At 69.6% G+C, this 19,935-nt stretch carries 23 protein-coding genes; 15 read left to right on the plus strand and 8 right to left on the minus strand.

Annotated features, from left to right (window positions below; genetic code table 11):
* Positions 1–99: 99 nt before the first annotated feature.
* Genes QFZ21_RS20065 through QFZ21_RS20075 form a run of 3 tightly spaced genes read right to left on the minus strand, consistent with a single transcriptional unit; the run spans position 100 to position 2,308 of the window.
* Entirely contained in the window at positions 100–681 is a 582-nt protein-coding gene (locus tag QFZ21_RS20065) for a hypothetical protein (RefSeq protein ID WP_307381033.1), read from the minus strand.
* Positions 678–1,511, minus strand: coding sequence for an endonuclease/exonuclease/phosphatase family protein (locus tag QFZ21_RS20070; protein WP_307381036.1), 834 nt, complete (start codon positions 1,509–1,511; stop codon positions 678–680). The genes QFZ21_RS20065 and QFZ21_RS20070 overlap by 4 nt, the downstream gene beginning before the upstream one ends.
* Positions 1,508–2,308: a glycosyltransferase family A protein gene (locus tag QFZ21_RS20075; protein ID WP_307381039.1), complete on the minus strand. Its 801-nt coding sequence runs from the start codon at positions 2,306–2,308 to the stop codon at positions 1,508–1,510. The genes QFZ21_RS20070 and QFZ21_RS20075 overlap by 4 nt, the downstream gene beginning before the upstream one ends.
* Before the next feature lie 152 nt (positions 2,309–2,460).
* Between QFZ21_RS20075 and QFZ21_RS20080 the strand changes: the two genes are divergently transcribed.
* Genes QFZ21_RS20080 through QFZ21_RS20110 form a run of 7 tightly spaced genes read left to right on the plus strand, consistent with a single transcriptional unit; the run spans position 2,461 to position 6,944 of the window.
* Positions 2,461–3,660: a CpaF family protein gene (locus QFZ21_RS20080; RefSeq protein ID WP_307381042.1), complete on the plus strand. Its 1,200-nt coding sequence runs from the start codon at positions 2,461–2,463 to the stop codon at positions 3,658–3,660.
* Positions 3,657–4,514 carry a type II secretion system F family protein gene (locus QFZ21_RS20085; protein ID WP_307381044.1) on the plus strand — a complete coding sequence of 286 codons (858 nt, stop codon included), beginning with the start codon at positions 3,657–3,659 and terminating at the stop codon, positions 4,512–4,514. Before QFZ21_RS20080 ends, QFZ21_RS20085 begins: the two co-directional genes overlap by 4 nt.
* Positions 4,511–5,449 (plus strand): type II secretion system F family protein, encoded by a 939-nt coding sequence (locus QFZ21_RS20090; RefSeq protein ID WP_307381046.1) that lies wholly within the window; start codon positions 4,511–4,513, stop codon positions 5,447–5,449. The genes QFZ21_RS20085 and QFZ21_RS20090 overlap by 4 nt, the downstream gene beginning before the upstream one ends.
* Before the next feature lie 21 nt (positions 5,450–5,470).
* On the plus strand, positions 5,471–5,677 hold the full coding sequence (locus tag QFZ21_RS20095) for a hypothetical protein (RefSeq protein WP_307381049.1): 207 nt from the start codon (positions 5,471–5,473) through the stop codon (positions 5,675–5,677).
* 1 nt (position 5,678) lies between these two features.
* A complete protein-coding gene (locus QFZ21_RS20100) occupies positions 5,679–6,080 on the plus strand; it encodes a TadE/TadG family type IV pilus assembly protein (RefSeq protein ID WP_307381053.1) in 402 nt (133 codons plus the stop codon).
* Positions 6,049–6,504 (plus strand): TadE family protein, encoded by a 456-nt coding sequence (locus tag QFZ21_RS20105; protein WP_307381056.1) that lies wholly within the window; start codon positions 6,049–6,051, stop codon positions 6,502–6,504. Before QFZ21_RS20100 ends, QFZ21_RS20105 begins: the two co-directional genes overlap by 32 nt.
* A gap of 56 nt (positions 6,505–6,560) precedes the next feature.
* A complete protein-coding gene (locus QFZ21_RS20110) occupies positions 6,561–6,944 on the plus strand; it encodes a hypothetical protein (protein WP_307381378.1) in 384 nt (127 codons plus the stop codon).
* A 13-nt stretch (positions 6,945–6,957) separates the two neighbouring features.
* Here QFZ21_RS20110 and QFZ21_RS20115 read toward each other — a convergent pair whose 3' ends face one another.
* Both QFZ21_RS20115 and QFZ21_RS20120 read right to left on the minus strand, forming a co-directional pair.
* Positions 6,958–7,518 carry an NUDIX hydrolase gene (locus tag QFZ21_RS20115; RefSeq protein ID WP_307381057.1) on the minus strand — a complete coding sequence of 187 codons (561 nt, stop codon included), beginning with the start codon at positions 7,516–7,518 and terminating at the stop codon, positions 6,958–6,960.
* Positions 7,515–8,747, minus strand: coding sequence for an MFS transporter (locus tag QFZ21_RS20120; RefSeq protein ID WP_307381381.1), 1,233 nt, complete (start codon positions 8,745–8,747; stop codon positions 7,515–7,517). Before QFZ21_RS20120 ends, QFZ21_RS20115 begins: the two co-directional genes overlap by 4 nt.
* Before the next feature lie 120 nt (positions 8,748–8,867).
* Here QFZ21_RS20120 and prfB point away from each other — a divergent pair.
* Positions 8,868–9,978 (plus strand): peptide chain release factor 2 gene (gene prfB, locus QFZ21_RS20125; RefSeq protein WP_307381058.1). Its coding sequence is split into 2 segments (ribosomal slippage): positions 8,868–9,608 and positions 9,610–9,978, totalling 1,110 coding nucleotides; the frame shifts between segments, so codons are not numbered across the junction.
* A 73-nt stretch (positions 9,979–10,051) separates the two neighbouring features.
* Here the strand turns inward: prfB and QFZ21_RS20130 are convergent.
* The gene (locus QFZ21_RS20130) at positions 10,052–11,482 is read right to left on the minus strand and encodes a DUF2510 domain-containing protein (RefSeq protein ID WP_307381060.1); all 1,431 of its coding nucleotides are present in this window, start codon (positions 11,480–11,482) and stop codon (positions 10,052–10,054) included.
* Positions 11,483–11,661: 179 nt separating this feature from the next.
* Here QFZ21_RS20130 and ftsE point away from each other — a divergent pair, with 179 nt between their 5' ends.
* The 3 genes from ftsE to smpB all read left to right on the plus strand — a co-directional run bounded on the left by ftsE (position 11,662) and on the right by smpB (position 14,254).
* Positions 11,662–12,795: a cell division ATP-binding protein FtsE gene (gene ftsE / locus QFZ21_RS20135; protein WP_307381063.1), complete on the plus strand. Its 1,134-nt coding sequence runs from the start codon at positions 11,662–11,664 to the stop codon at positions 12,793–12,795.
* On the plus strand, positions 12,792–13,706 hold the full coding sequence (ftsX, locus tag QFZ21_RS20140) for a permease-like cell division protein FtsX (protein ID WP_307381066.1): 915 nt from the start codon (positions 12,792–12,794) through the stop codon (positions 13,704–13,706). Before ftsE ends, ftsX begins: the two co-directional genes overlap by 4 nt.
* A 71-nt stretch (positions 13,707–13,777) precedes the next feature.
* On the plus strand, positions 13,778–14,254 hold the full coding sequence (smpB, locus tag QFZ21_RS20145) for an SsrA-binding protein SmpB (RefSeq protein WP_307381069.1): 477 nt from the start codon (positions 13,778–13,780) through the stop codon (positions 14,252–14,254).
* Between the two features lie 7 nt (positions 14,255–14,261).
* Here smpB and QFZ21_RS20150 read toward each other — a convergent pair whose 3' ends face one another.
* Together QFZ21_RS20150 and lexA are read right to left on the minus strand one after the other, a co-directional pair.
* Positions 14,262–16,127 (minus strand): prolyl oligopeptidase family serine peptidase, encoded by a 1,866-nt coding sequence (locus QFZ21_RS20150; RefSeq protein WP_307381072.1) that lies wholly within the window; start codon positions 16,125–16,127, stop codon positions 14,262–14,264.
* 61 nt (positions 16,128–16,188) lie between these two features.
* Positions 16,189–16,875 carry a transcriptional repressor LexA gene (gene lexA, locus QFZ21_RS20155; protein ID WP_307381073.1) on the minus strand — a complete coding sequence of 229 codons (687 nt, stop codon included), beginning with the start codon at positions 16,873–16,875 and terminating at the stop codon, positions 16,189–16,191.
* Between the two features lie 289 nt (positions 16,876–17,164).
* Here lexA and QFZ21_RS20160 point away from each other — a divergent pair, with 289 nt between their 5' ends.
* The 4 genes from QFZ21_RS20160 to hisH are packed head-to-tail and all read left to right on the plus strand — an operon-like array spanning position 17,165 to position 19,903.
* Positions 17,165–17,533: a LysM peptidoglycan-binding domain-containing protein gene (locus QFZ21_RS20160; protein WP_307381076.1), complete on the plus strand. Its 369-nt coding sequence runs from the start codon at positions 17,165–17,167 to the stop codon at positions 17,531–17,533.
* 35 nt (positions 17,534–17,568) lie between these two features.
* A complete protein-coding gene (locus QFZ21_RS20165) occupies positions 17,569–18,654 on the plus strand; it encodes a histidinol-phosphate transaminase (protein ID WP_307381078.1) in 1,086 nt (361 codons plus the stop codon).
* A complete protein-coding gene (gene hisB / locus QFZ21_RS20170) occupies positions 18,651–19,268 on the plus strand; it encodes an imidazoleglycerol-phosphate dehydratase HisB (protein WP_307381080.1) in 618 nt (205 codons plus the stop codon). The genes QFZ21_RS20165 and hisB overlap by 4 nt, the downstream gene beginning before the upstream one ends.
* Positions 19,265–19,903: an imidazole glycerol phosphate synthase subunit HisH gene (gene hisH, locus QFZ21_RS20175; RefSeq protein WP_307381083.1), complete on the plus strand. Its 639-nt coding sequence runs from the start codon at positions 19,265–19,267 to the stop codon at positions 19,901–19,903. The genes hisB and hisH overlap by 4 nt, the downstream gene beginning before the upstream one ends.
* The last annotated feature ends 32 nt before the right edge of the window (positions 19,904–19,935 follow it).

Here is a 19,935-nt window from a genome sequence, read left to right on the forward strand (position 1 = left end):
TTCGCTGATGCGGTGGTCAGTTGCGGGCAGTCCATCACCCGGGCGCCGTGTGGTCTGCACTCTTGCGGATCTCCGACGGATGTGCGGTGGCCCCGGCGGTCAGTGCGCGTCGCTCCGCTCGAGGGGGAAGAACGCCAGGATGACGCCGGCGAACACAGCGCCCAGCCCGCCGATCGCCATGTCGCCGATGGTGTCCTCGTAGGTGACGAAGATCTCCGAGGTCACGAACGTGCGGCCGGCCCACTCGATCATCTCCCACAGTGCGCTGACGGCCAGGCCGACCGCCGCGGTGATCACGATCGGGGTGCGCTTGCGGAAGGCGGTATCGCGCTGCGCCGGCACCACGCCGGTGCGAGCGAGGATGAGGTAGCCCGTGGCGGCGATCACGCCCGTGCACACGAAGTGGACGACGAGGTCCCAGCCGGCGACGGAGCGGTAGAGGTCGAACACGTTGCTTCCCGCGGCCACGAGCACGGTCAGCCCGACCGTGATGTCCATCCATGCCCGCATGCCCAGGATTCGGGGGACCATGAGTGCGGGCAGCGCGAGAGCGAGGATGCCGGCATCCGTCGGAGTCGACCAGATCGCTGCGGCGATCACGCTGAGCACGCCGATCACGCGCAGAGCATCGGCGGCATACTCCGCGAATCCGTGGGGCGGGCGGAGGAAGTTCTCCTTCACGGCGTCTCCTTTGCGCGGGGGATGGTCACGAGCGCCTGCACCGGCAGATGATCCGAGGGCCACCCGCCGTGGAATCGATGCGCGTTGATCGCCGCACGACGCACCTGCACGCCCGGGGAGACCAGGATCGCGTCGATCCGCTTGCCTCGTCGCGGCCGTCGGTATCCACCGTAGGTGCCCCATTCGGGGGAGAGGTGCGCCTCGGCCGCGGGCCACGCATCGGTCAGGACGCCGTCGTCGAGCAGTGCACGCCAGGGGGCGGAGGTGGGTCCGGCGTTGAAGTCTCCGAGCAGCATCGTCGGTGTTTCCTGCCCTCCGATCCGGGCGCGCAGCTCGTGCGCTGCCCGCAGGCGGGCCCGCGCCGAGAACACGTCGAGGTGGGTGTTGACGACCGTGAACTCCCGCGATGTCATCCGGTCGCGGAAGCGGGCGAACACGGCGACTCGGGGGATCACGTTTCCCCACGAGATCGACCCGGGTTCGTTCGGGCGGTCGGAGAGCGCGACCTGCCGCCAATCGCGCAACTCGAGCCGCGCGTCGTCGTAGAACACCGGGCATGCCTCACCGCGAGGGCCGGGCTGACGGCCGTGGCCGATGAAGCGGTAGCTCGAGCCGAGAGCGTCACGGATGGCGGCTGCCTGGTCGGGGAGCGCCTCCTGGGCGCCGAGGACGGTCGGATGCTCCTGGCGCAGCAGCGCCTCGAGACGCGGGCGGCGGACACTCCAGCGATCGGACGGCGGCCAGGTGAGAGCGTTCATCCGACGCCGCACGTTGTACGTCATCACGTGCAGGTACGGCGGCGCGGCGGGCCCGAGGACGGCGGAGGTCATCGGGCGACCTGCGCGGGTGTGGGCACGCCGAGGCGGTGGAGGATGCGACGCAGGGCGAGCCGTACCCAGCGCACAGGGGGGAAGTCCTCGGGCCAGTGCGCGATCACGGTGCGGAATCCGCGGGCGATCCGCCGCGTGAAGGCGTGGCCGCTCCGGAAGGGGCGCATCGAGATCCCCATCTCCGTTCGCGGCAGGCGGCGGATGCGGTGGCGCTCGCCGAAATGGAAAGCGAGGTCGAGGTCGTCGTGCCGTTCGGGGTCGTCGCGCTCGACGTCGGCGCGGATGTCGAGCCAGGCGGATCGGCGGAAGGCGAGGTTCGAACCGAACAGCGGAAGGTGGCCGAGTGTCGGCGCGCAGAGCAGGGCGTACGCGCCGAGATACGCGGTCGCCAGTGGGGTGCGCAGAGCGCGGGGCCCGTCGGTGAAGTAGGCGCCGCCGGTGAAGACCGAGACCTGCGGATGCTGCTCGAAGGCCTCGACGACCCCGGCGATCCAGGTGTCGTCCGGCACGCCGTCGGCATCCAGGCGCAGGATCAGATCTCCGGATGCCGCGTCGTATCCGCGCGCGCTCGCGGCCGGGACCCCGGGCTGCGCGCAGGGCACGACCGTGGCGCCGGCGTCTTCGGCGACCTTCGCCGATGCGTCGGTGGAGCCGTTGTCGACCACGATGATCTCATCGGGGGCGTGTGTCTGCCGGGCCAGCGCACGCAGGCAGCGGCGCAGGTGCTCGGCGTCGTCCTTCACCGGGATCACGACCGAGACGATGCGGGATGGTCCTGGGGGTGTGGCGCGCGGCACGGGTTCTCCTCGACGGGTCGTCCTCGCAGGCTAAGCGATCGTGAGACGAGGATCGATGCGGTTGACAGCGGTCGTGAGGGTCGAGTACCGAGGGTCCGCCGCCTTGTGGATAACTTTCGAGGCGGTGGCGCGATTCTTGCGAGGATGCCGGGGTGAGTCATCCGTCTGTCCTCGTCGCCGAACGCGTGCGGTCACGTCTGCGGGCGGAGGGCATCGATCCGTCGGTCGATCCGGATGCGGCGCGACGCATCACGCAGGCCGAGGTCCGGCGCCACGATGACTACGCTCTCGCTCGCGGCGAGGCGCTCATCGACGACGAAGCCGCCTGCGTGCGGGACGTGCTCGCGGCGGTCAGCGGCTTGGGGGTGCTGCAGCCGTTCCTCGACGATGCGGAGATCGAGGAGGTCTGGGTCAACGGCGACGGCCGTGTGCACGTGGCGCGGGGCGGTGCATCGGAGCGCACCTCGCTGCAGTTGACCGACGCGACGGTGCGCGATCTGGTGGAGCGGATGCTGCAGCCCACCGGACGCCGGGTCGACATCAGTCAGCCGTTCGTCGATGCCTCCCTGCCGGACGGCTCTCGACTGCATGTGGCGATCGCCGACGTCGTCCGCGGATCATGGGCCGTGAACATCCGCAAGTTCCTGCCCCGCTTCCGCACGCTCGACGCTTTGACGGCGCAGGGAGCGATGCCGGCGCATGTCAGCGAGATGCTCAGCGACGCGATGCAGGACGGACGCAGCGTGATCGTCTCGGGCGCGACGCATGCCGGGAAGACCACGCTGCTGGGTGCCCTGCTCGCCGCCTGCGCGGACTCGCAGCGCGTCATCACGGTCGAGGAGACGTTCGAGCTCGCGGTCGAGGGGCCCGATATCGTCGCGCTGCAGGGACGCCAGGCGGGGCTCGAGGGGACGGGTGAGATCACGCTGCGGCGGCTGGTGAAGGAGGCCCTGCGGATGCGACCCGATCGACTCGTCGTCGGCGAGGTGCGCGACGCCGAGGCACTCGATCTGGTCCTGGCCCTCAACACCGGCGTCCCGGGTGCCGGGACCGTGCACGCCAACTCCGCCACCGAGGCGCTCGAGAAACTGAGCATCCTGCCCCTCCTCGCGGGCCGCAACATCGATCGGGCGTTCATCGCGCCGGCGCTCGCCGCGGCGATCGATCTCGTCGTGCACTGCACGCGGGACAGCAGTGGGCAGCGACACGTGCAGGAGATCATCGCGCCGACGGGAGAGGTGGTCGACGGTCGCGTCCTGGCGACCACGATCTACCAGGCTGCGCCGATGCGCCGCATGACGGCACGCTCTGCTTTCTCCGAAGGATCGCAGCCCGTCGGGGTCGCGTCGTGACGGTGCTGATCGGCGCCGTGCTCGCCGCCGGCTTCCTGCTGTGCCTGTCGCCCTGGATGTGGCCTCCTCGCGAGCAGGAGGCGTCGACGGCGAGGCCGGGGCGCCTCGCCCGACTGATCGAAGAGGCCGGGGTCAACTCTGTCTCGCCGCGGACGGTGACGGTCGTGATGCTCGCGGCCGGTCTCGTCGCTGCATCCGCCGTGTGGCTTGTGGCGGGTATCGCCGTGCTGGCTGCGCTGGCCGGTCTGGCGGCGTCGACGGCCCCGGTGATGTTCCTGCGCGGGCGGAGGATGCGCCTGCGGCGCTTGCGTCGACAGCTCTGGCCGGACGTGTGCGACCTGCTCATCGCGTCGATCAGAGTGGGCCTGTCGCTGCCCGATGCGGTGGCGAGCCTGGCGGAGTCGTCGCCGCCCATGCTGCGGCCAGCATTCGCCGTGTTCGCACGAGACCTTCGTGCCACGGGGCGGTTCGAAACCAGCCTCGACAGGTTGAAGGCGTCGCTGGCCGATCCGATCGGCGATCGGATCGCCGAAACCCTGCGCATGGCGCGTCAGGTGGGTGGCACCGAGCTGATCAGCGTCCTTCGGGCGCTGTCGTCCTCCGTGCGTGCGGATGCCGCGCTGCGCGGTGAGGTGGAGGCGCGGCAGTCCTGGATCCGCGGAGCGGCGGTTCTCGGTGCGGTCGCCCCGTGGGTGGTGCTCGGGTTGCTGGTGATGCGACCAGAGGGAGCCTCGGCGTACGGCACGCCCGAAGGCATCGCCGTGATCTGCATCGGCGCTGCGGTGTCGGTGATCGCCTTCCGCATCATGGTCAGGATCGGTCGACTCCCCGAGCCGCGGCGGTGGTTCGGATGAACGCGGTCTCGGCACTCGCGAGCTCCCTCTTGATCGGTGGCTCGTTCGCGGCGGGTCTCCTCAGCCTTCTGGCGACCCTTCCTCGGTGGCGGGCCGCATCGCTGACTGTGCGGATCGCACCATACGTGCGTGACGTGGTGCCCGATGAGAGGATGCCGCGCGGCCTGCTTCCTGCGGCCGGGATGCTTCCGGCGGGCGGTCGCAGCCTGTGGGACCGGGCGCGAAGCGCGTTCGAGCGGATGCTCGGCGGAGGCGAAGTGCTCAGGCAGCGTCTCGCGCAGGCGGGATCCATCACCGATCCGATCGCCTTTCGCGGACGCCGGTTGGGGTGGCTGCTCGGCGGGATCGGGGCGGGCGCGACGGCGGTCATCGCGCTGGCGATCGCCGGAAGGCTGTCGCTGCCGGTCGCGGTGATCCCGGTCCTCACCGGTGCGACTGCGGCCGTGGCGTACGACATGCAGCTCTCCGCGAGAGCCAAGGCGCGGCGGGCGCGGCTCACCGACGAACTCCCGACGACGCTGGAGTTCCTCGCGCTGTGCTTGTCGGCTGGGGAGGGGTTCCTCGACGCGCTGCGACGGGTCGCAGCCGTCGGCTCGGGCGAGCTGACGGCGGAACTACGTCGCGTGGTGCTCGCCGTGGGGACGGGTTCACCACTCGCGGATGCTCTCAGCGAGATGTCGGGCCGGCTGCAGCTCCCGGCGCTCTCGCGTGCCGTCGACCAGGTCATCGCCGCGCTCGAGCACGGCGCCCCGCTGGCCGGCGTGCTGCACGCGCAGGCGGGAGACGCCCGCGAGGACGAGAAGCGCACGCTCATCGAACAGGCAGGGCGCAAGGAGATCCTGATGCTCCTCCCGCTCGTGTTCCTCATCCTGCCGCTGTCCGTGCTGTTCGCGATCTACCCGGGCCTGTTCATCCTCCGGCTCGGCATCGGCTGACCACCTCACGAAAGGGACACCATGACCACAGACATACAGGATCGACGACTCTCACGACGCGCATCCGAGCGCGCTCGCTCCTTCCTCGAGGACGAGCGCGGCGATGTGCCGGGCTGGGTGCTCGTGACTTTGATGACGGCGGGTCTCGTGGTGCTCATCTGGGCTGTCGCCGGACCCGCCCTGACGGCGCTGTTCGAGCAGGCGATCCAGCGGGTGTCCGGTCTCTGAGATGCGCTCGCTCCGTGCGCTCGGCGACGAGAGGGGGTCGAGTCCGGTCGAGTTCGTGCTCGTGGGCACCCTGCTCACGGTGCTCACCCTCGCCGTGCTGCAGCTCGCGCTCGCCGTATACGTCCGAAACGTCGTGCACGACGCGGCGGTGGAAGGTGCCTATCACGCGGCTCTCGCCGACACGACGCTCGAAGAGGGCGCGGAGCGCACGCGCACCGTGATCACCCAAGCCATCGGCGCTGCGTACGCGGGAGACATCTCGGTGGGTGAGTCGGAGTCGCTCGGACACGAGACCGTCGACATGCGCATCCGGACGTCACTCCCGGTGGTGGGGCTGATCGGGATTCCCCACGCATTGGAGGTGGAGGCGCATGCGCCGGTGGAGAGCCTGGGGGAGGAATGACGACGGCTCTGCAGCACTCGAGTTCATCACGGTCGGCGTCATCCTGCTCGTGCCGTTGATCTACCTCGTAATCGCACTGGGCACGATCCAGGAGCAGACGCTCGGCGCAGAGGCGGCGGCCCGCCACACAGCTCGGGCGATCGCGATGGCGTCCGACGTGGACACCGCGGCCGCGCGCGGCGAGGCCGTGCTCGACGGCATCATCGACGAGTACGGTCTCGACCCCGATGCCGTCGACCTCTCCCTCTCGTGCACGCCCGCCGGCGTCGAATGCCCGTCTGCCGGTGCGACGCTCATCGTGACGGTCATCGCCCGTGTGCGGATGCCGCTGGTGCCGCCGGTGCTCGGCCTCGATCGGGCAGCCTCTGTCGAGGTGCAGGCCACCGCGGCGCAGAAGGTCTCCCGGACGTGGGGCAGCGAGTGAGCGGCGGGGGGACGATCGGCGACGACGGAGAGCTGACGGATGCGGAGGAGGGGAGCGTGCTGCTCCTCGCCCTCGGCTACGTTCTTCTCGCGCTCGCGTTGATCTTCGTCTGCGTCTGCGCCACAGATCTCTACATCGCGCAGAAGCGTCTCGATGCCCTCGCCGACTCGGCCGCGCTCGCCGGAGCCGATGGCTTCACCCTCCAGGTCGACGGCGACGAGGTGCGCGCCGAGCTGACGGATGCCGGCGTGCGAGAACAGGCTGCGGCCCTGGTCGCGGCTCTGCCCGGCGACGCGGAACTCATCGCCGCCAGCACGCCGGACGGCGTCTCGGCCCGAGTGACAGTCACGGCTTCGTGGCGCCCGCCGCTGTTCTCGCCCTTCGTTCCCGAGGGCGTCGAACTGGAGTCGACCGCGACCAGTCGCACGGCTCTCGAATAACCGAGCCGCCGACTCAGCGCTGCGCCCGCAACCGTTCCAGCAACCCCGCCAACCGCGGCTTCAACTGCTCCGGAACCTCCGCGGGTAGCGCATCGACCGGCCACCACCGCACGTCCTCGGACTCGTCGCTCACCGTCAGGGCGAGCTCGGGGTCGACGATCACGGCGATCCCGATGTCGTAGTGCGAGGCGCAGCGGCCGAACCGGGTCGAGAGCCCGTGGTGATCGAGGTCATAGGCGAGGGCGCCGACCGGGGGAGCAGCGTCGATCCCGGTCTCCTCGCGCAGCTCTCGGAGTGCCGCGGCGACGACGGACTCGTCGCCCTCCTCCGCATGCCCTCCTGGCTGCACCCAGAATCGGCCCTTGCCGTGGAAGACGAGCAGGGTCTGCGTGAGGGTCTCGTCGAACACGACGCACGACGCGGTGGCGTGATCGGGCCCGGAATCCCGCCAGACTGCGCCGGATTCATCCGGGAAGAACGACGCGAAGTCCTCCTGCGCCGCGCGGTCCCGCGCCGACAGGGGCGCGAACTCGGCGACGAGTCGATGGACGTCGGCGGCCAGCATCCGGCTCATTCCTCCTCCTGCGGTTCTGGACGTGTCCGCGGCACGAACCGCGGAATCCAGCGGAGGAACCCAGCCGCACCGACCAGGCCGATCACGCCCATCGCCGCGGCCGCGAACGACAGCGACGCGACGGCCGTGATCGCCGAGACCAGCAGCGGAGCCATGGCGCCACCGGCATCCGTCAGGGTTCGCCACGATCCGAGGAATGCGGCCGGCTCCCGCTTCGGAGCGACATCCGCTCCGAGGGTGAGCAGGATGCCGCTGGACAGGCCGTTCCCCACTCCCAGCACCGCGGCGAACATGCCGAACCAGAGCACCGACGCGTCGAGGTCGTGCGTGAACGACAGAGCGAGGAACGCCGCCCCCATCAGGAGCATGGCGGGCATGGCCGCCCACAACCGCCCGAACCGGTCCATCACCTGGCCGCTCGCGTAGAAGAGCGCGAAGTCGATGGCGCCCGAGACACCGACGACGAGGGCGATGGTCGAAGCATCCAACCCCAGGGACAGCCCCCACAGGGGAAGGACCACCTGACGCGCAGACCGCAGGGCCGACAACGAGGCCGCCGCCAGCCCGAGACGACCGAGCACCGCCCGCTGCCGCCACATCGTCTGGAAGATGCCGGCCCGCTCGATCGTCGGGATCGAGCCGCTGACCGCCTCGCCGGAATCCTCCGCGTAGCGCACGTGCGTGATCGCCGGGATCGTCTTCTCCGGGTCGGGGCCCAACAGCACCAGCAGCACCATGACGATCAGGCATCCGAGGAAGAACCAGATCGCCGCCTGCTCGCTGCCGAAGAGCTGCAGCAGGCCGGCGGCCACGAACGGACCGATGAAGATGCCCAGCCGGAAGCTCCCGCCCAGCAGCGACAGCGACCGCGCCCGGAACGCGACCGGCACGCGGGTCGTCATGAAGGAGTGCCGCGCGAGTCCGAAGGCCGCCGCGCACATGCCCAGCAGGAAGACGGATGCCGCGAGCACACCGAGTGACGGTGCGAGCACCATCCCCACGGCGGCGCCGATCGCGATCACGCCGGCGATCACCATCGTGTAGCGCTCACCGATGCGGCCGACGGCCCAGCCCGCGGGCAGGTTGCCGCACAGCTGTCCGACGACCAGCGCCGAGGCGACCAGCGCGGCGAAGGCGACATCCGCACCCATCGACGCGGCCAGGATCGGGATGAGCGGGATGACGGCGCCCTCGCCGAGCGAGAAGAGAATGGTCGGCAGGTACACCATCGGTCCGAACTGCCGGAGGACCGTCGACGCACTGCTCACGCTTTCACGCTACTCCCGTCCCAGAGTGACTGCAGACGAGCCGTCCCCGCGCGGGCAGGTGGCACGTTAGGCTGAGGTGTCATGCTCGAACTAGATCTCTCCGCCGAAATCCAGGCGCTCAGGCACACCTTCGGCGACATCAGCGAGGTCGTCGATGTCTCCTACCTCCGCGACGAGATCGCGAGGCTCAGCGAGGCGGCCGGCGCTCCCGATCTCTGGGACGACACCGAGAACGCCCAGAAGGTGACCAGCGCGCTCAGCCACCGCCAGTCGGAGCTCGCCCGCATCACCGGCATCGGCTCACGCCTCGACGACCTCGAGGTGCTGATCGGGCTCGCCAACGAGATGGGTGACGAGGAATCCGCGCAGGAGGCCCGCACCGAGCTCGCGGCACTCACCGACGTGATCAACCAGCTCGAGGTGCAGACGCTCCTCGACGGCGAATACGACGAGCGTTCGGCGATCATCACGATCCGCTCCGGCGCCGGCGGCGACGACGCCACCGACTTCGCCGAGATGCTCATGCGCATGTACCTGCGCTGGGCCGAGCGCCACAAGTACCCCGTCAAGGTGATGGACACGTCGTACGCGGAGGGCGCCGGCATCAAGTCGGCGACCTTCGAGATCGACGCCCCCTACGCCTTCGGCACGATCTCGGTCGAGGCCGGCACCCACCGCCTCGCCCGCATCAGCCCTTTCGGGTCGGCGGACAAGCGCCAGACGTCGTTCGCGGCCGTCGAGGTCATCCCGCTGATGGAAGAGGCCACCGAGGTCGACATCCCCGAGAACGACATCCGGGTCGACGTCTTCCGCTCCTCCGGCCCCGGGTGGGCAGTCCGTCAACACGACCGACTCCGCCGTGCGCCTGACGCACCTCCCGAGCGGCATCGTCGTGTCGATGCAGAACGAGAAGTCGCAGATCCAGAACCGCGCGGCCGCCATGCGCGTGCTGCAGACCCGTCTCCTGCTGCTGCAGAAGGAGCAGGAAGCGGCGAAGAAGAAAGAGCTCGCGGGCACCATCACCGCGAGCTGGGGCGACCAGATGCGCTCGTACTTCCTCTACGGACAGCAGCTGGTCAAGGACCTCCGCACCGGACACGAGTCGGGCAACCCGGCGAACGTGTTCGACGGCGATCTCGACGGATTCATCTCGGCCGGCATCCGCTGGCGCAAGCGCAAGGACGAGGACTGATCGCAGAGATCACCCGTCACGAACGAAGGCCCGGATGCTGACAGCATCCGGGCCTTCGTTCACGTCGCGGTGATCAGCCTGCGGAGGCTTCGACGGTCACGCGTGCGACCTCCTGCATGAGCTCGTTCGTGATGATGACCTGGTACGTGCCGCTCTGAGCCACGTCGAACGAGATGGTGCCCTGCGTGGTCTCCCCGGCGGGGAGCTCGCTGGCCTCGAGCGTCGCGTCGCCGAAGATGTCGTAGTCGCCCGTCGTTCCCTCTGCTGTCTCGATCGAGAAGTAGAGAGGGTTGACGTAGGTCATGCCGTCGAGCGTCGTCCACGTCAGGTCGACGAGCAGGTAACCGCCGTTGCTGGGGTCGAATCCGGAGTCGTTCGTCGCGCTCCACGACGCGGAGTTGATCGTGACCTCGCCGGAACCGGAGAGCTGCTTCACCGTGACGGGCTCGCCCATGCTGCCTTCGGCGACGTCTTCCGGAGCGGTGCCTTCTTCCGTTCCCTCGTCGGTGCCGCCATCGCTCTCCGACGTGACGATCGGGTCGGGGATGTCGATCTGGCTCGCCAGGGAGAAGAGGAAGACGAACCCCATGATGAACGCGATGATCGCACCGAGCACGGAGACGCCCATGCCGGTGATGCCCGGCCACTTCTTGCCCTTGAGGAACACCGAGATCAGGGAGACGACGAAGCCGGCACCCAACAGGATCCATGCGAACGGCAGGGTGACCGGGATGAAGGAGAGGATCACGCCGAGGGCCGCGAGTCCGAGACCGACGAGTCCGAGGACGGAGATCTTCTGCGGCCCCGCCGGAGCGGCCGCTGCATACGGTGCCGCCGCGGGATACCCACCGGCCGGGTATCCGCCGGGTGCGTTATAGCCGGGGGCTGACGCGTACGCGCCGGGAGCGGCTGGGTACGCGCCGGGAGCAGCCGGGGCGGTCTGACCGCCGGCGCCGGGGTATCCGGAACCAGCACCCTGCGGAAGAGGCGGAACCGGCGGGACGGCGGGAGCCGCGCCCGGGTAGCCCGCGGGGCCAGGAGCTGCAGCGGGTGCTGCGGCGCCGGGAGCGGTGAACGGCGTGGTCTGCGAAGCGTCGTACGAGGCTGTCTGCGCGGGCGCAGCCCAGTCGGGAGCGGCCTCGGGCGCCTCGGTGGCGGGGGTGACGTCGGAGGGGGTCTCGTCGCGGGCCGGAACCTGGTCGATGAGCGGGGCATCGTGCTGAGTGGGCGCCTCGTACTGTGCCGGAGCCTCGTACTGAGCGGGCGCCTCGTACTGTGCCGGAGCCTCGTGGTCGACCGCGGGCTCGGCTTCAGAAACAGGCTCGGCTTCCACGACAGGCTCAGCCTCCACGACAGGCTCAGCCTCGGCCACAGGCTCCGACTCGGCGGGCGCGGCGACCGCGGGCGCAGCGACTTCCGGCGCGAAGTGCTCGGTCCACTGCTGTCCGTCCCACCAGCGCTGTCGTCCGGATCCGTCGTCGTACCAACCAGCAGGTGTCGTCATGGTGCCCCCTTGAAGTCCTTGGCGCGCGCGGTACCGCGCGAGAACGCCACTCCATGTATAGCAGTGGACGGGGACGCCGCTCAGGTGGATGTGGTGGGGAGTGATACCCATCGCACCATTCGACGCGCGGGGGTGTCGCTGGCAGCCAGGGGAGAGGGCGCGCTTAGGCTCGTAGCGCCATGATTCGGTTCGAGAACGTCACGAAACGCTACCGCGGGACGTCGAAGCCCGCCCTGTCCGGAGTCGACTTCGAAGTGCAGCGCGGGGAGTTCGTCTTCCTCGTCGGTGCCTCCGGGTCCGGCAAGTCGTCCTGCCTGCGCCTGATCCTGCGCGAGGACGTGCCCACGACGGGCCGCGTCGCCGTGCTCGGACGAGACCTGCGGTCGCTCGCCAACCGGAAGGTGCCGTACTTCCGCCGCCACATCGGCTCGGTGTTCCAGGACTTCCGGTTGCTGCCGTCGAAGACCGTCTACCAGAACGTGGCCTTCACGCTGCAGGTCACCGGTTCCTCGCGCGGCTTCATCCAGCAGGCGGTCCCGGAGGCCTTGGCGCTCGTCGGACTCGACGGCAAACAGAAGCGGATGCCGCACGAGCTCTCCGGCGGTGAGCAGCAGCGCGTCGCGATCGCCCGCGCCCTCGTGAACCGCCCGCAGGTGCTGCTGGCCGACGAGCCGACCGGAAACCTCGACCCGGCCACCTCGGTCGACATCATGCAGCTGCTCGCCCGCATCAACGCCGGCGGCACCACGGTGCTGATGGCCACGCACGAAGCGGGCTTCGTCGACGCGATGCAGCGCCGCGTGATCGAGCTCAGCGACGGCGAGATGGTGCGCGACGAGGTGCACGGCGGTTACGGTGACACCTCGAACATCCCGCGCCTCGTGCCGGAGGAGGTCCGCGGCGCCGCTGCGGCCGCCGCGCTCACGGCCGTGCAGGAGGTGCAGCGGCAGACCGCCGACCTCTCCGTCGTGCGGGCTGCCCTCGCCGAGGAGCTCAGCGCGCAGCGCAAGGCCGCCGCATCCGCCGCGGCATCCGCTCCTGTCTCCGTGCGTCAGCCGGAGAAGCAGGAGTCCGCGCCCGAACCCTCGACCGTGCGGCCGGCCGCGACGGACGAACCGCAGAAGAGCGCGGAAGCCCCTCGCCCGGTCCCCGCACCCGAGGCTCCCCGCGAACCGGCCGAAGACGTACCCGCCTCGGTCGGCCCCCGCACGCACCCGATCGTGCTGCCGCAGGTCGACGTGGCAGAGCTCGGCGTCGCCGATCGACTCGGTCTCTCGGACGACGATGCTGAGGAAGTGGGCCCGACCTCATGAGAATCGGCCTGATCCTGACCGAGGCCCTCGGCGGCCTGCGGCGCAACATCTCGATGGTGATCTCCGTCGTGCTCGTGACCTTCGTCTCGCTGACCTTCGTCGGTGCAGCGATCCTAATGCAGGGGCAGATCGGCGTCATGCGCGGGTACTGGGCCGAGCGCGCCCAGGTGGCGGTCTACATGTGCTCGGAGGTGTCCGAGGCCGACACGTGCCTCGACGGCGCGGCCAGCGAGGAGCAGGTCGCGGCGGTGCGTGCGCAGCTCGAGGGCGACGCGCTCTCGCCCCTCATCAGCTCGATGACCTTCGACACGAAGGAAGACACCTACGCCAAGCTGGTGGAGCAGCTCGGTGAGGACCAGGCGAGCGTTCTCACACCCGACCAGGCGTTCGAGGTGTTCTTCGTGACCATGAAGGACCCCGGCCAATCCCAGGTGCTGTCCGAGGCCTTCAGCGGGCAAGCCGGGGTGGAGCAGGTGCAGGACCAGCTCCAATACCTGGAACCGCTGTTCTCCGCGTTGACGGTGGCGACCTACATCGCCGTCGGCATCGCCGCGCTGATGCTGATCGCGGCCACCCTGCTGATCGCCACGACGATCCGATTGTCGGCGTACGCGCGGCGCAAGGAGATCGGCATCATGCGGCTGGTCGGCGCCTCGAACCGGTTCATCCAGACACCCTTCGTGCTGGAGGGCGTCTTCGCCGCGTTCCTGGGATCGGCGCTGGCCAGCGCTGCCGTGGTGGCGGGCGTGCACTTCGGCGTCAACGGGTACCTGCGCGGTCGCGTGCCCTTCATCACCACCTGGGTGACGATGGGGGATGCTGCGCTCGTCGTGCCGGTGCTGATCGGGATCGGCGTGATCCTGGCCGCGCTCTCGGCCGGCTTCGCGATCCGACGCTGGCTGCGCACCTGACGCGCGTCTGCGGCTGATGTAGGCTGGTGGGCTGGCCGCTACGGAAAGGCCGCCACAGAAAGCAGGAGATCATGCCCAGGGAACGCGGGGAGAAGGTCATCGCGACCAATCGTCGCGCACGTCACGACTACAACATCGAGAAGTCGTACGAGGCGGGGATGGTGCTCACGGGCACCGAGGTGAAGTCGCTGCGTCAAGGGCGGGCCAACCTCAGCGACGGCTACGCGTTCGTCAAGGGCAACGAGGTCTTCCTCGACTCCGTGCACATCCCGGAGTACTCGCAGGGCCACTGGACGAACCACGCGGCCAAGCGCATCCGCAAGCTGCTGCTGCACCGCGCCGAGATCGACAAGATCGCGCACGCCGTCTCGGCGGGCGGATACACCCTGATCCCGCTCAAGCTCTACTTCGCCGACGGCAAGGCCAAGGTCGAGATCGCACTCGCCAAGGGAAAGCGCGAGTTCGACAAGCGTCAGACCCTGCGCGAGCGGCAGGACACCCGCGAGGCCGACCGGGCGATGCGCCTGCGCAACCGCGTGGGCGAGTAGCGAGAACTCACAGCCGGGGTTCGAAGCCGAACACGCGGCCGAGGAACGTCAGCTCGCGCTCCAGCGCATCGACGATCGTCTCGGCGCTGCGGAAGCCGTGCCCCTCGCCGGGGTAGAGGACGTACTCGTGGTCGACGCCGCGCTTCTCCAGGGCGTCGCGGATGGCCTCGGACTGTGCGGGCGGCACGACCCGGTCTTCGCCTCCCTGCATCAGGAGGACGGGCACGTCGATGCGGTCGGCGTGAGTGAGTGGCGACCGCTCGATGTAGAGCGCCTCGGATGCCGGGAGCGGACCGACGAGGCCCGTGATGTAGTGCGCCTCGAAGTCGTGCGAGTGCTGCGCCAGCATCCGCAGATCCGCGACGCCGTAGCGGCTGATGCCGGCGGCGAAGGTCCCGCCTCGCACGAGTGCCGACAGGACGGTCCAGCCGCCCGCTGACCCTCCGCGGATGGCGATGCGCGCGGGGTCCGCGAGCCCGGCATCGGCGAGGCCGCGCGCGGCGGCGATGACGTCGTCGACATCGACCACGCCCCACTGCCCGTGCAGCCGCTGCCGATAGTCGCGCCCGTAGCCGGTCGAGCCGCCGTAGTTGACGTCGAGCACGCCGATGCCGCGGCTCGTGTAGAACGCGATCGCCGAAGAGGCGGCGCCCGTGACGTGGGCCGTGGGGCCGCCGTGCACGAACACGACGTAGGGCGGAAGTTCTCCGGCGGGTGCGGTGGCCTCCGGGTGGGCCGGCGCGTAGGCGAAGGCGTGCACAGCGCCATGCGTTCCGTCGACCACGATCGGCGCGGCGGGCGGCATCCAGTCGGCATCCGTCGGGGTGCCTCCGGTGACGGTGACGACCTCGCCCGAGTCGAGGTCCACGCACCATACGCCCGGTGTCGTGGTCGCACTGTTGCCCGAGAGCAGCACGCGTGAGCCCGAGACGTCGTCGACGCTGACGTGGCCGTCGCAGGGCACCTCGAGTCGACGGGTGCTGCCGTCGGTCGCGATCACGACGACCTCGTCGCGCCCGTTCGTGCGGACGGCGACGATCCTCCCGTCGGCGACCGGCTGGTACCAGCGGTTGCCGAGCACCCACAGGCCGTAGCCGGTGTCCGCGTCGGTGGCGGTGAGCGCCTCCGGCGCGCCTCGGGGTGTCAGGCCGTCGAGCGACAGCCGCTGCAGCTGCCAGCGGCCGGACGGGTCGTCGGCGAACACGATCTCGGCGCCGCTCACCCACTCCGGCTGCAGGGCCGCTGTCGTGGCGACCGGGGCGAACGTCTGGCCGTCGACCGACGCGATCGACAGGAGTGCGCTCTCCCACGGCATCCGCACGCCGCTCCATTCGACCCACGCGATGCGAGTCGCGTCCGGGGAGAGCGCGGGGTGCGCGAAGAAGGCACTGCCCTGCACGAACACCCGGATGGCCGCAGCATCGTCGGAGGCCGAACCGTCGACAGGGATCTCGACGATCGCGCGGCGGTGCGGCTCGGCCTGGAGATCCTCGCGCACAGCGAGCAGACGCCCCTGTTGCACCCGGAGTCCGCCGTGCGCGGGGCCTGGGGGAGTGAGCGGCACGGGGACTCCGCCGCGTTTCAGGCGGTACACCCGCTGATCCCCGCCGTCGACGAAGAAGAGGGTTCCGTCGGCATCCGCCGTCCACGCGCCGCCGCCGTACTCATGGACGCGGGATCGCGCGCTCCACGGCGCAGCGAGGACCTCGGTGCCCGCGGAACTGCGCACCGTCACCCGGCCGCCCTCGGCGGGAACCGATTCGCCCCACCAGATCTCGGAGCCGACGAACCGCGAGCCGTCGATCCGAGGAGCGGATGCCGCCACCGACGCGGCGGAGAACGGAGAGGGCCAGGAACCGAACGGCATCGACATGGTTCGAGCCTAGGCGCGGGTCGACGTCCCTTCGAGCCTGGGCGGATGCCGGAGGAGCCGCTCAGACGGCGCGGAGCACCGCCACGACCTTGCCGAGCACGGTGGCCTCGTCGCCGAGGATCGGCTCGAACGCGGAGTTGCGCGGCAGCAGCCAGGTGTGACCGTCCCGCCGGCGGAAGGTCTTGACGGTGGCCTCGTCGTCGAGCATCGCCGCGACGATCTCGCCGTTCTCGGCGCTGTTCTGCGAGCGGATGACGACCCAGTCGCCGTCGCAGATGGCCGCGTCGATCATCGACTCGCCCTGGACCTTGAGCATGAAGAGGTCCCCCTTGCCGACGAGCTGGCGGGGGAGAGGGAAGATCTCCTCGACCTGCTGCTCGGCCGTGATGGGAACACCGGCGGCGATGCGACCGACGAGCGGCACGAGTGCGGCGTCGCCGACCGGGGTGGCGATGTCGGCGGGGTTCTCGCCGCTGGTGCCGGGAAGATCGATCAGCACCTCCATCGCGCGGGTCTTGCCCGGATCACGGCGCAGGTAGCCGCTGAGCTCGAGCTGTCCGAGCTGGTGGGTGACGCTGGAGAGAGACTTCAGCCCCACGGCGTCGCCGATCTCGCGCATGCTCGGCGGGTAGCCGTGATGCGCGATGGAGGTCTGGATTACCTCCAGGATCGCCATCTGCTTCGGGCTCAGGCTCTTCCGACGGCGCGTCCGAGGGGCCTCCTGCTCCGGGGCTGAGTTCTCGCTCATGGTGCTCCTTCAGTACGCGATCCGACGTTCCTCTTCGAATGTCGGAGGCCCGTGGTGGGGTGTTCTTATCGAAACCGTATCCGAGAATCGCGCCGATCTGGAAGATCTGTTCGAGCGTGTCGGCAGATTCTCTGATCCGATTTCGAAGAACGGTTGACAGATGTTCGAACTCGAAGATATCTTCGGAACGTAGCTTCGCATCCACGGCTCCCGGCCGAGACGTGAATGCGAACGCTACGCCAACTTCCCCGCCGGCTGACGTCGACGGGACAGGGGTAAGGAGCCCGACATGAGCAGCATCAGCTTCAGCACCGCAGTGGTCATCCCGGCACGCCCGGCGACGCGCTCACGGCTGCGACTGACGGCTCGTGGGCGCTCCGTGCTGCTGGGCCTCGCGGCTGTCCCTCTGGCCGTCGGCATCGCGTTCGCCGCGATCGGTGGCGGCAACGCCATCGCCTCGGGCGACGACGTCGCAATCGCCAGCTTCGAGACGGTCACGGTTCTGCCGGGTGACACGCTGTGGTCGATCGCCACCTCCATCGCTCCCGCCGCCGATCCTCGTGAGGTCATCGGCGAGATCAGCCGCCTCAACATGCTCCGCGGCGGAGAACTGCAGATCGGTCAAGAACTCGCCATCCCCGCGCAGTTCGCCGACTGACGTCACGCGGGCGGCTCGCGGCCTAGCATTGAACGGTGACCTCTTCACTCGACGACCTTCCGCTCCGCGACGATCTGCGCGGTCTCACTCCGTATGGCGCGCCGCAGGCGCCGCTGCCGATCGCGCTCAACGTGAATGAGAACACGCATCCGGTGCCGGATGCCGTGGCGAGCGACATCCTCGATGACATCGCCGTCGCTCTCCGCGACGTGAATCGCTACCCCGACCGCGAGTTCACCACCCTGCGCGAGGGGTTCGCCGAGTATCTCGGCCACGGCCTTTCAGCGGACCAGATCTGGGCCGGGAACGGTTCCAACGAGGTGCTCCAGCACATCCTGCAGGCGTTCGGCGGACCAGGACGCACGGCGTTCAGCTTCGCGCCGACCTATTCGATGTACCCGCTGATCGCCCAGGGGACCGGAGCTCGCTGGGTCGCCGGCACCCGGCAGCCCGACTACACGATCACCCCGGAGGAGGCGGCTGCCCAGGTGCGTGCCGTCGACCCCGATGTGATCCTGCTGTGCTCGCCGAACAACCCGACCGGTACACCGCTCGGGCTCGACGTCGTCGAGGCGGTGTACGACGCGGCGCGCGGCATCGTCGTCGTGGACGAGGCGTATCAGGAGTTCGCACCGCGAGAGGCGGCATCCGCACTGACCCTCCTCGACGGACGCCCCCGCCTGGCGGTCTCGCGCACCATGAGCAAGGCCTTCGCCTTCGCGGGAGCGCGTGTCGGGTATCTGGCGGCAGATCCTGCCTTCATCGACGCGCTCCGCCTCGTCCGCCTGCCCTACCACCTGAGCGCACTCACGCAGGCGGCCGCCGTCGCGGCCCTGCGCAATTCCGACGTGATGCTCGGCATGGTGGAGGAGATCGTCGAGCAGCGCGATCGACTCTCCGCGACACTCGAGGCCCTCGGGTACGCGCCGCACGAGTCCTGGTCGAATTTCGTGCTCTTCGGCGGGGTGTCCGACCCTCGCGACACCTGGCAGCGCCTCTACGATCAGGGCGTGCTGATCCGCGACGTCGGCATCCCCGGCCACCTCCGCGTCACTGCCGGCACCGAGGCGGAGACCACCGCATTCCTCGACGCCCTCGCCTCGATAGGATCGGCTTCATGAGCACCCTCGCACAGACCCCGCGTACGGCGAGCCGGGTGCGCAGCACCTCGGAGTCCTCCGTCGAACTCGAACTGAACCTCGACGGTACCGGCGTCGCCCGCATCGACACCTCGGTGCCGTTCTTCGACCACATGCTCACCGCGTTCGCCAAGCACTCCCTCACCGACCTGACGGTCCGGGCGTCGGGCGACACCGACATCGACGCGCACCACACGGTCGAAGACGTGTCGATCGTGCTGGGGCAGGCGATCCTGCAGGCTCTCGGCGACAAGTCCGGCATCTCCCGCTATGGCGACGCGCTCGTGCCGCTCGATGAAGCCCTCGCGCAGGCGGTCGTCGACATCTCCGGTCGCCCGTACCTCGTGCACGAGGGCGAGCCCGCGGGGTTCGAGCACCACCTCATCGGCGGGCACTTCACGGGCTCGCTCGTGCGTCACGCCTTCGAGGCGATCGCGTTCAACGCCGCTCTGACCGTGCACGTGCGCGTTCTCGGCGGACGCGACCCTCACCACATCGCCGAGGCGGAGTTCAAGGCGTTCGCCCGGGCATTCCGGCAGGCGAAGGCTCTCGATCCGCTCGTCGACGGCATCCCCTCCACCAAGGGCGCACTGTGAGCCGAGCGCCCAAGGTCGCCGTCTTCGACTACGAGTCCGGAAACGTCCACTCCGCCGTCAAGGCGCTCGTCGCCGCCGGCGCGGATGCTGTGCTCACGCGCGACCGCAAGGAAGCCCAGGAGGCCGACGGGCTGCTGGTACCCGGAGTGGGAGCGTTCCAAGCGGTGCGCGACGCGCTGCACGCGCACGGTGGCGACGAGATCATCGATCGCCGGCTCGCCGGCGGTCGCCCCGTACTCGGCATCTGCGTCGGGATGCAGGTGCTGTTCTCCCACGGAGTGGAGCGCGGCCACGACACCGAGGGTCTTGGGGAGTGGCCGGGTGCGGTGACCGAGCTCAACGCCCCGGTGCTGCCCCACATGGGATGGAACACCGTCGAGTCCGGGGCGGACAGCGTTCTGTTCCGCGGGATCGAGGAGGAGCGGTTCTACTTCGTGCACTCCTACGCCGCGCAGAAGTGGGAACTCGACGTCATCCCGCCGTTCCCGCAGCCGGTGCTCACATGGACGACCTACGGCGAGCCGTTCCTGGCCGCTGTCGAGAACGGTCCGCTCTCGGCAACGCAGTTCCACCCGGAGAAGTCGGGGGAGGCCGGCATCCAGCTGCTGCGCAACTGGGTCGGCAGCCTGCGCTGACGCATCGCCCTTCGACGCGCGGAGTCGCCGGG

This window comes from Microbacterium sp. W4I20 (assembly GCF_030816505.1).
Classification (GTDB): Bacteria; Actinomycetota; Actinomycetes; order Actinomycetales; family Microbacteriaceae; genus Microbacterium.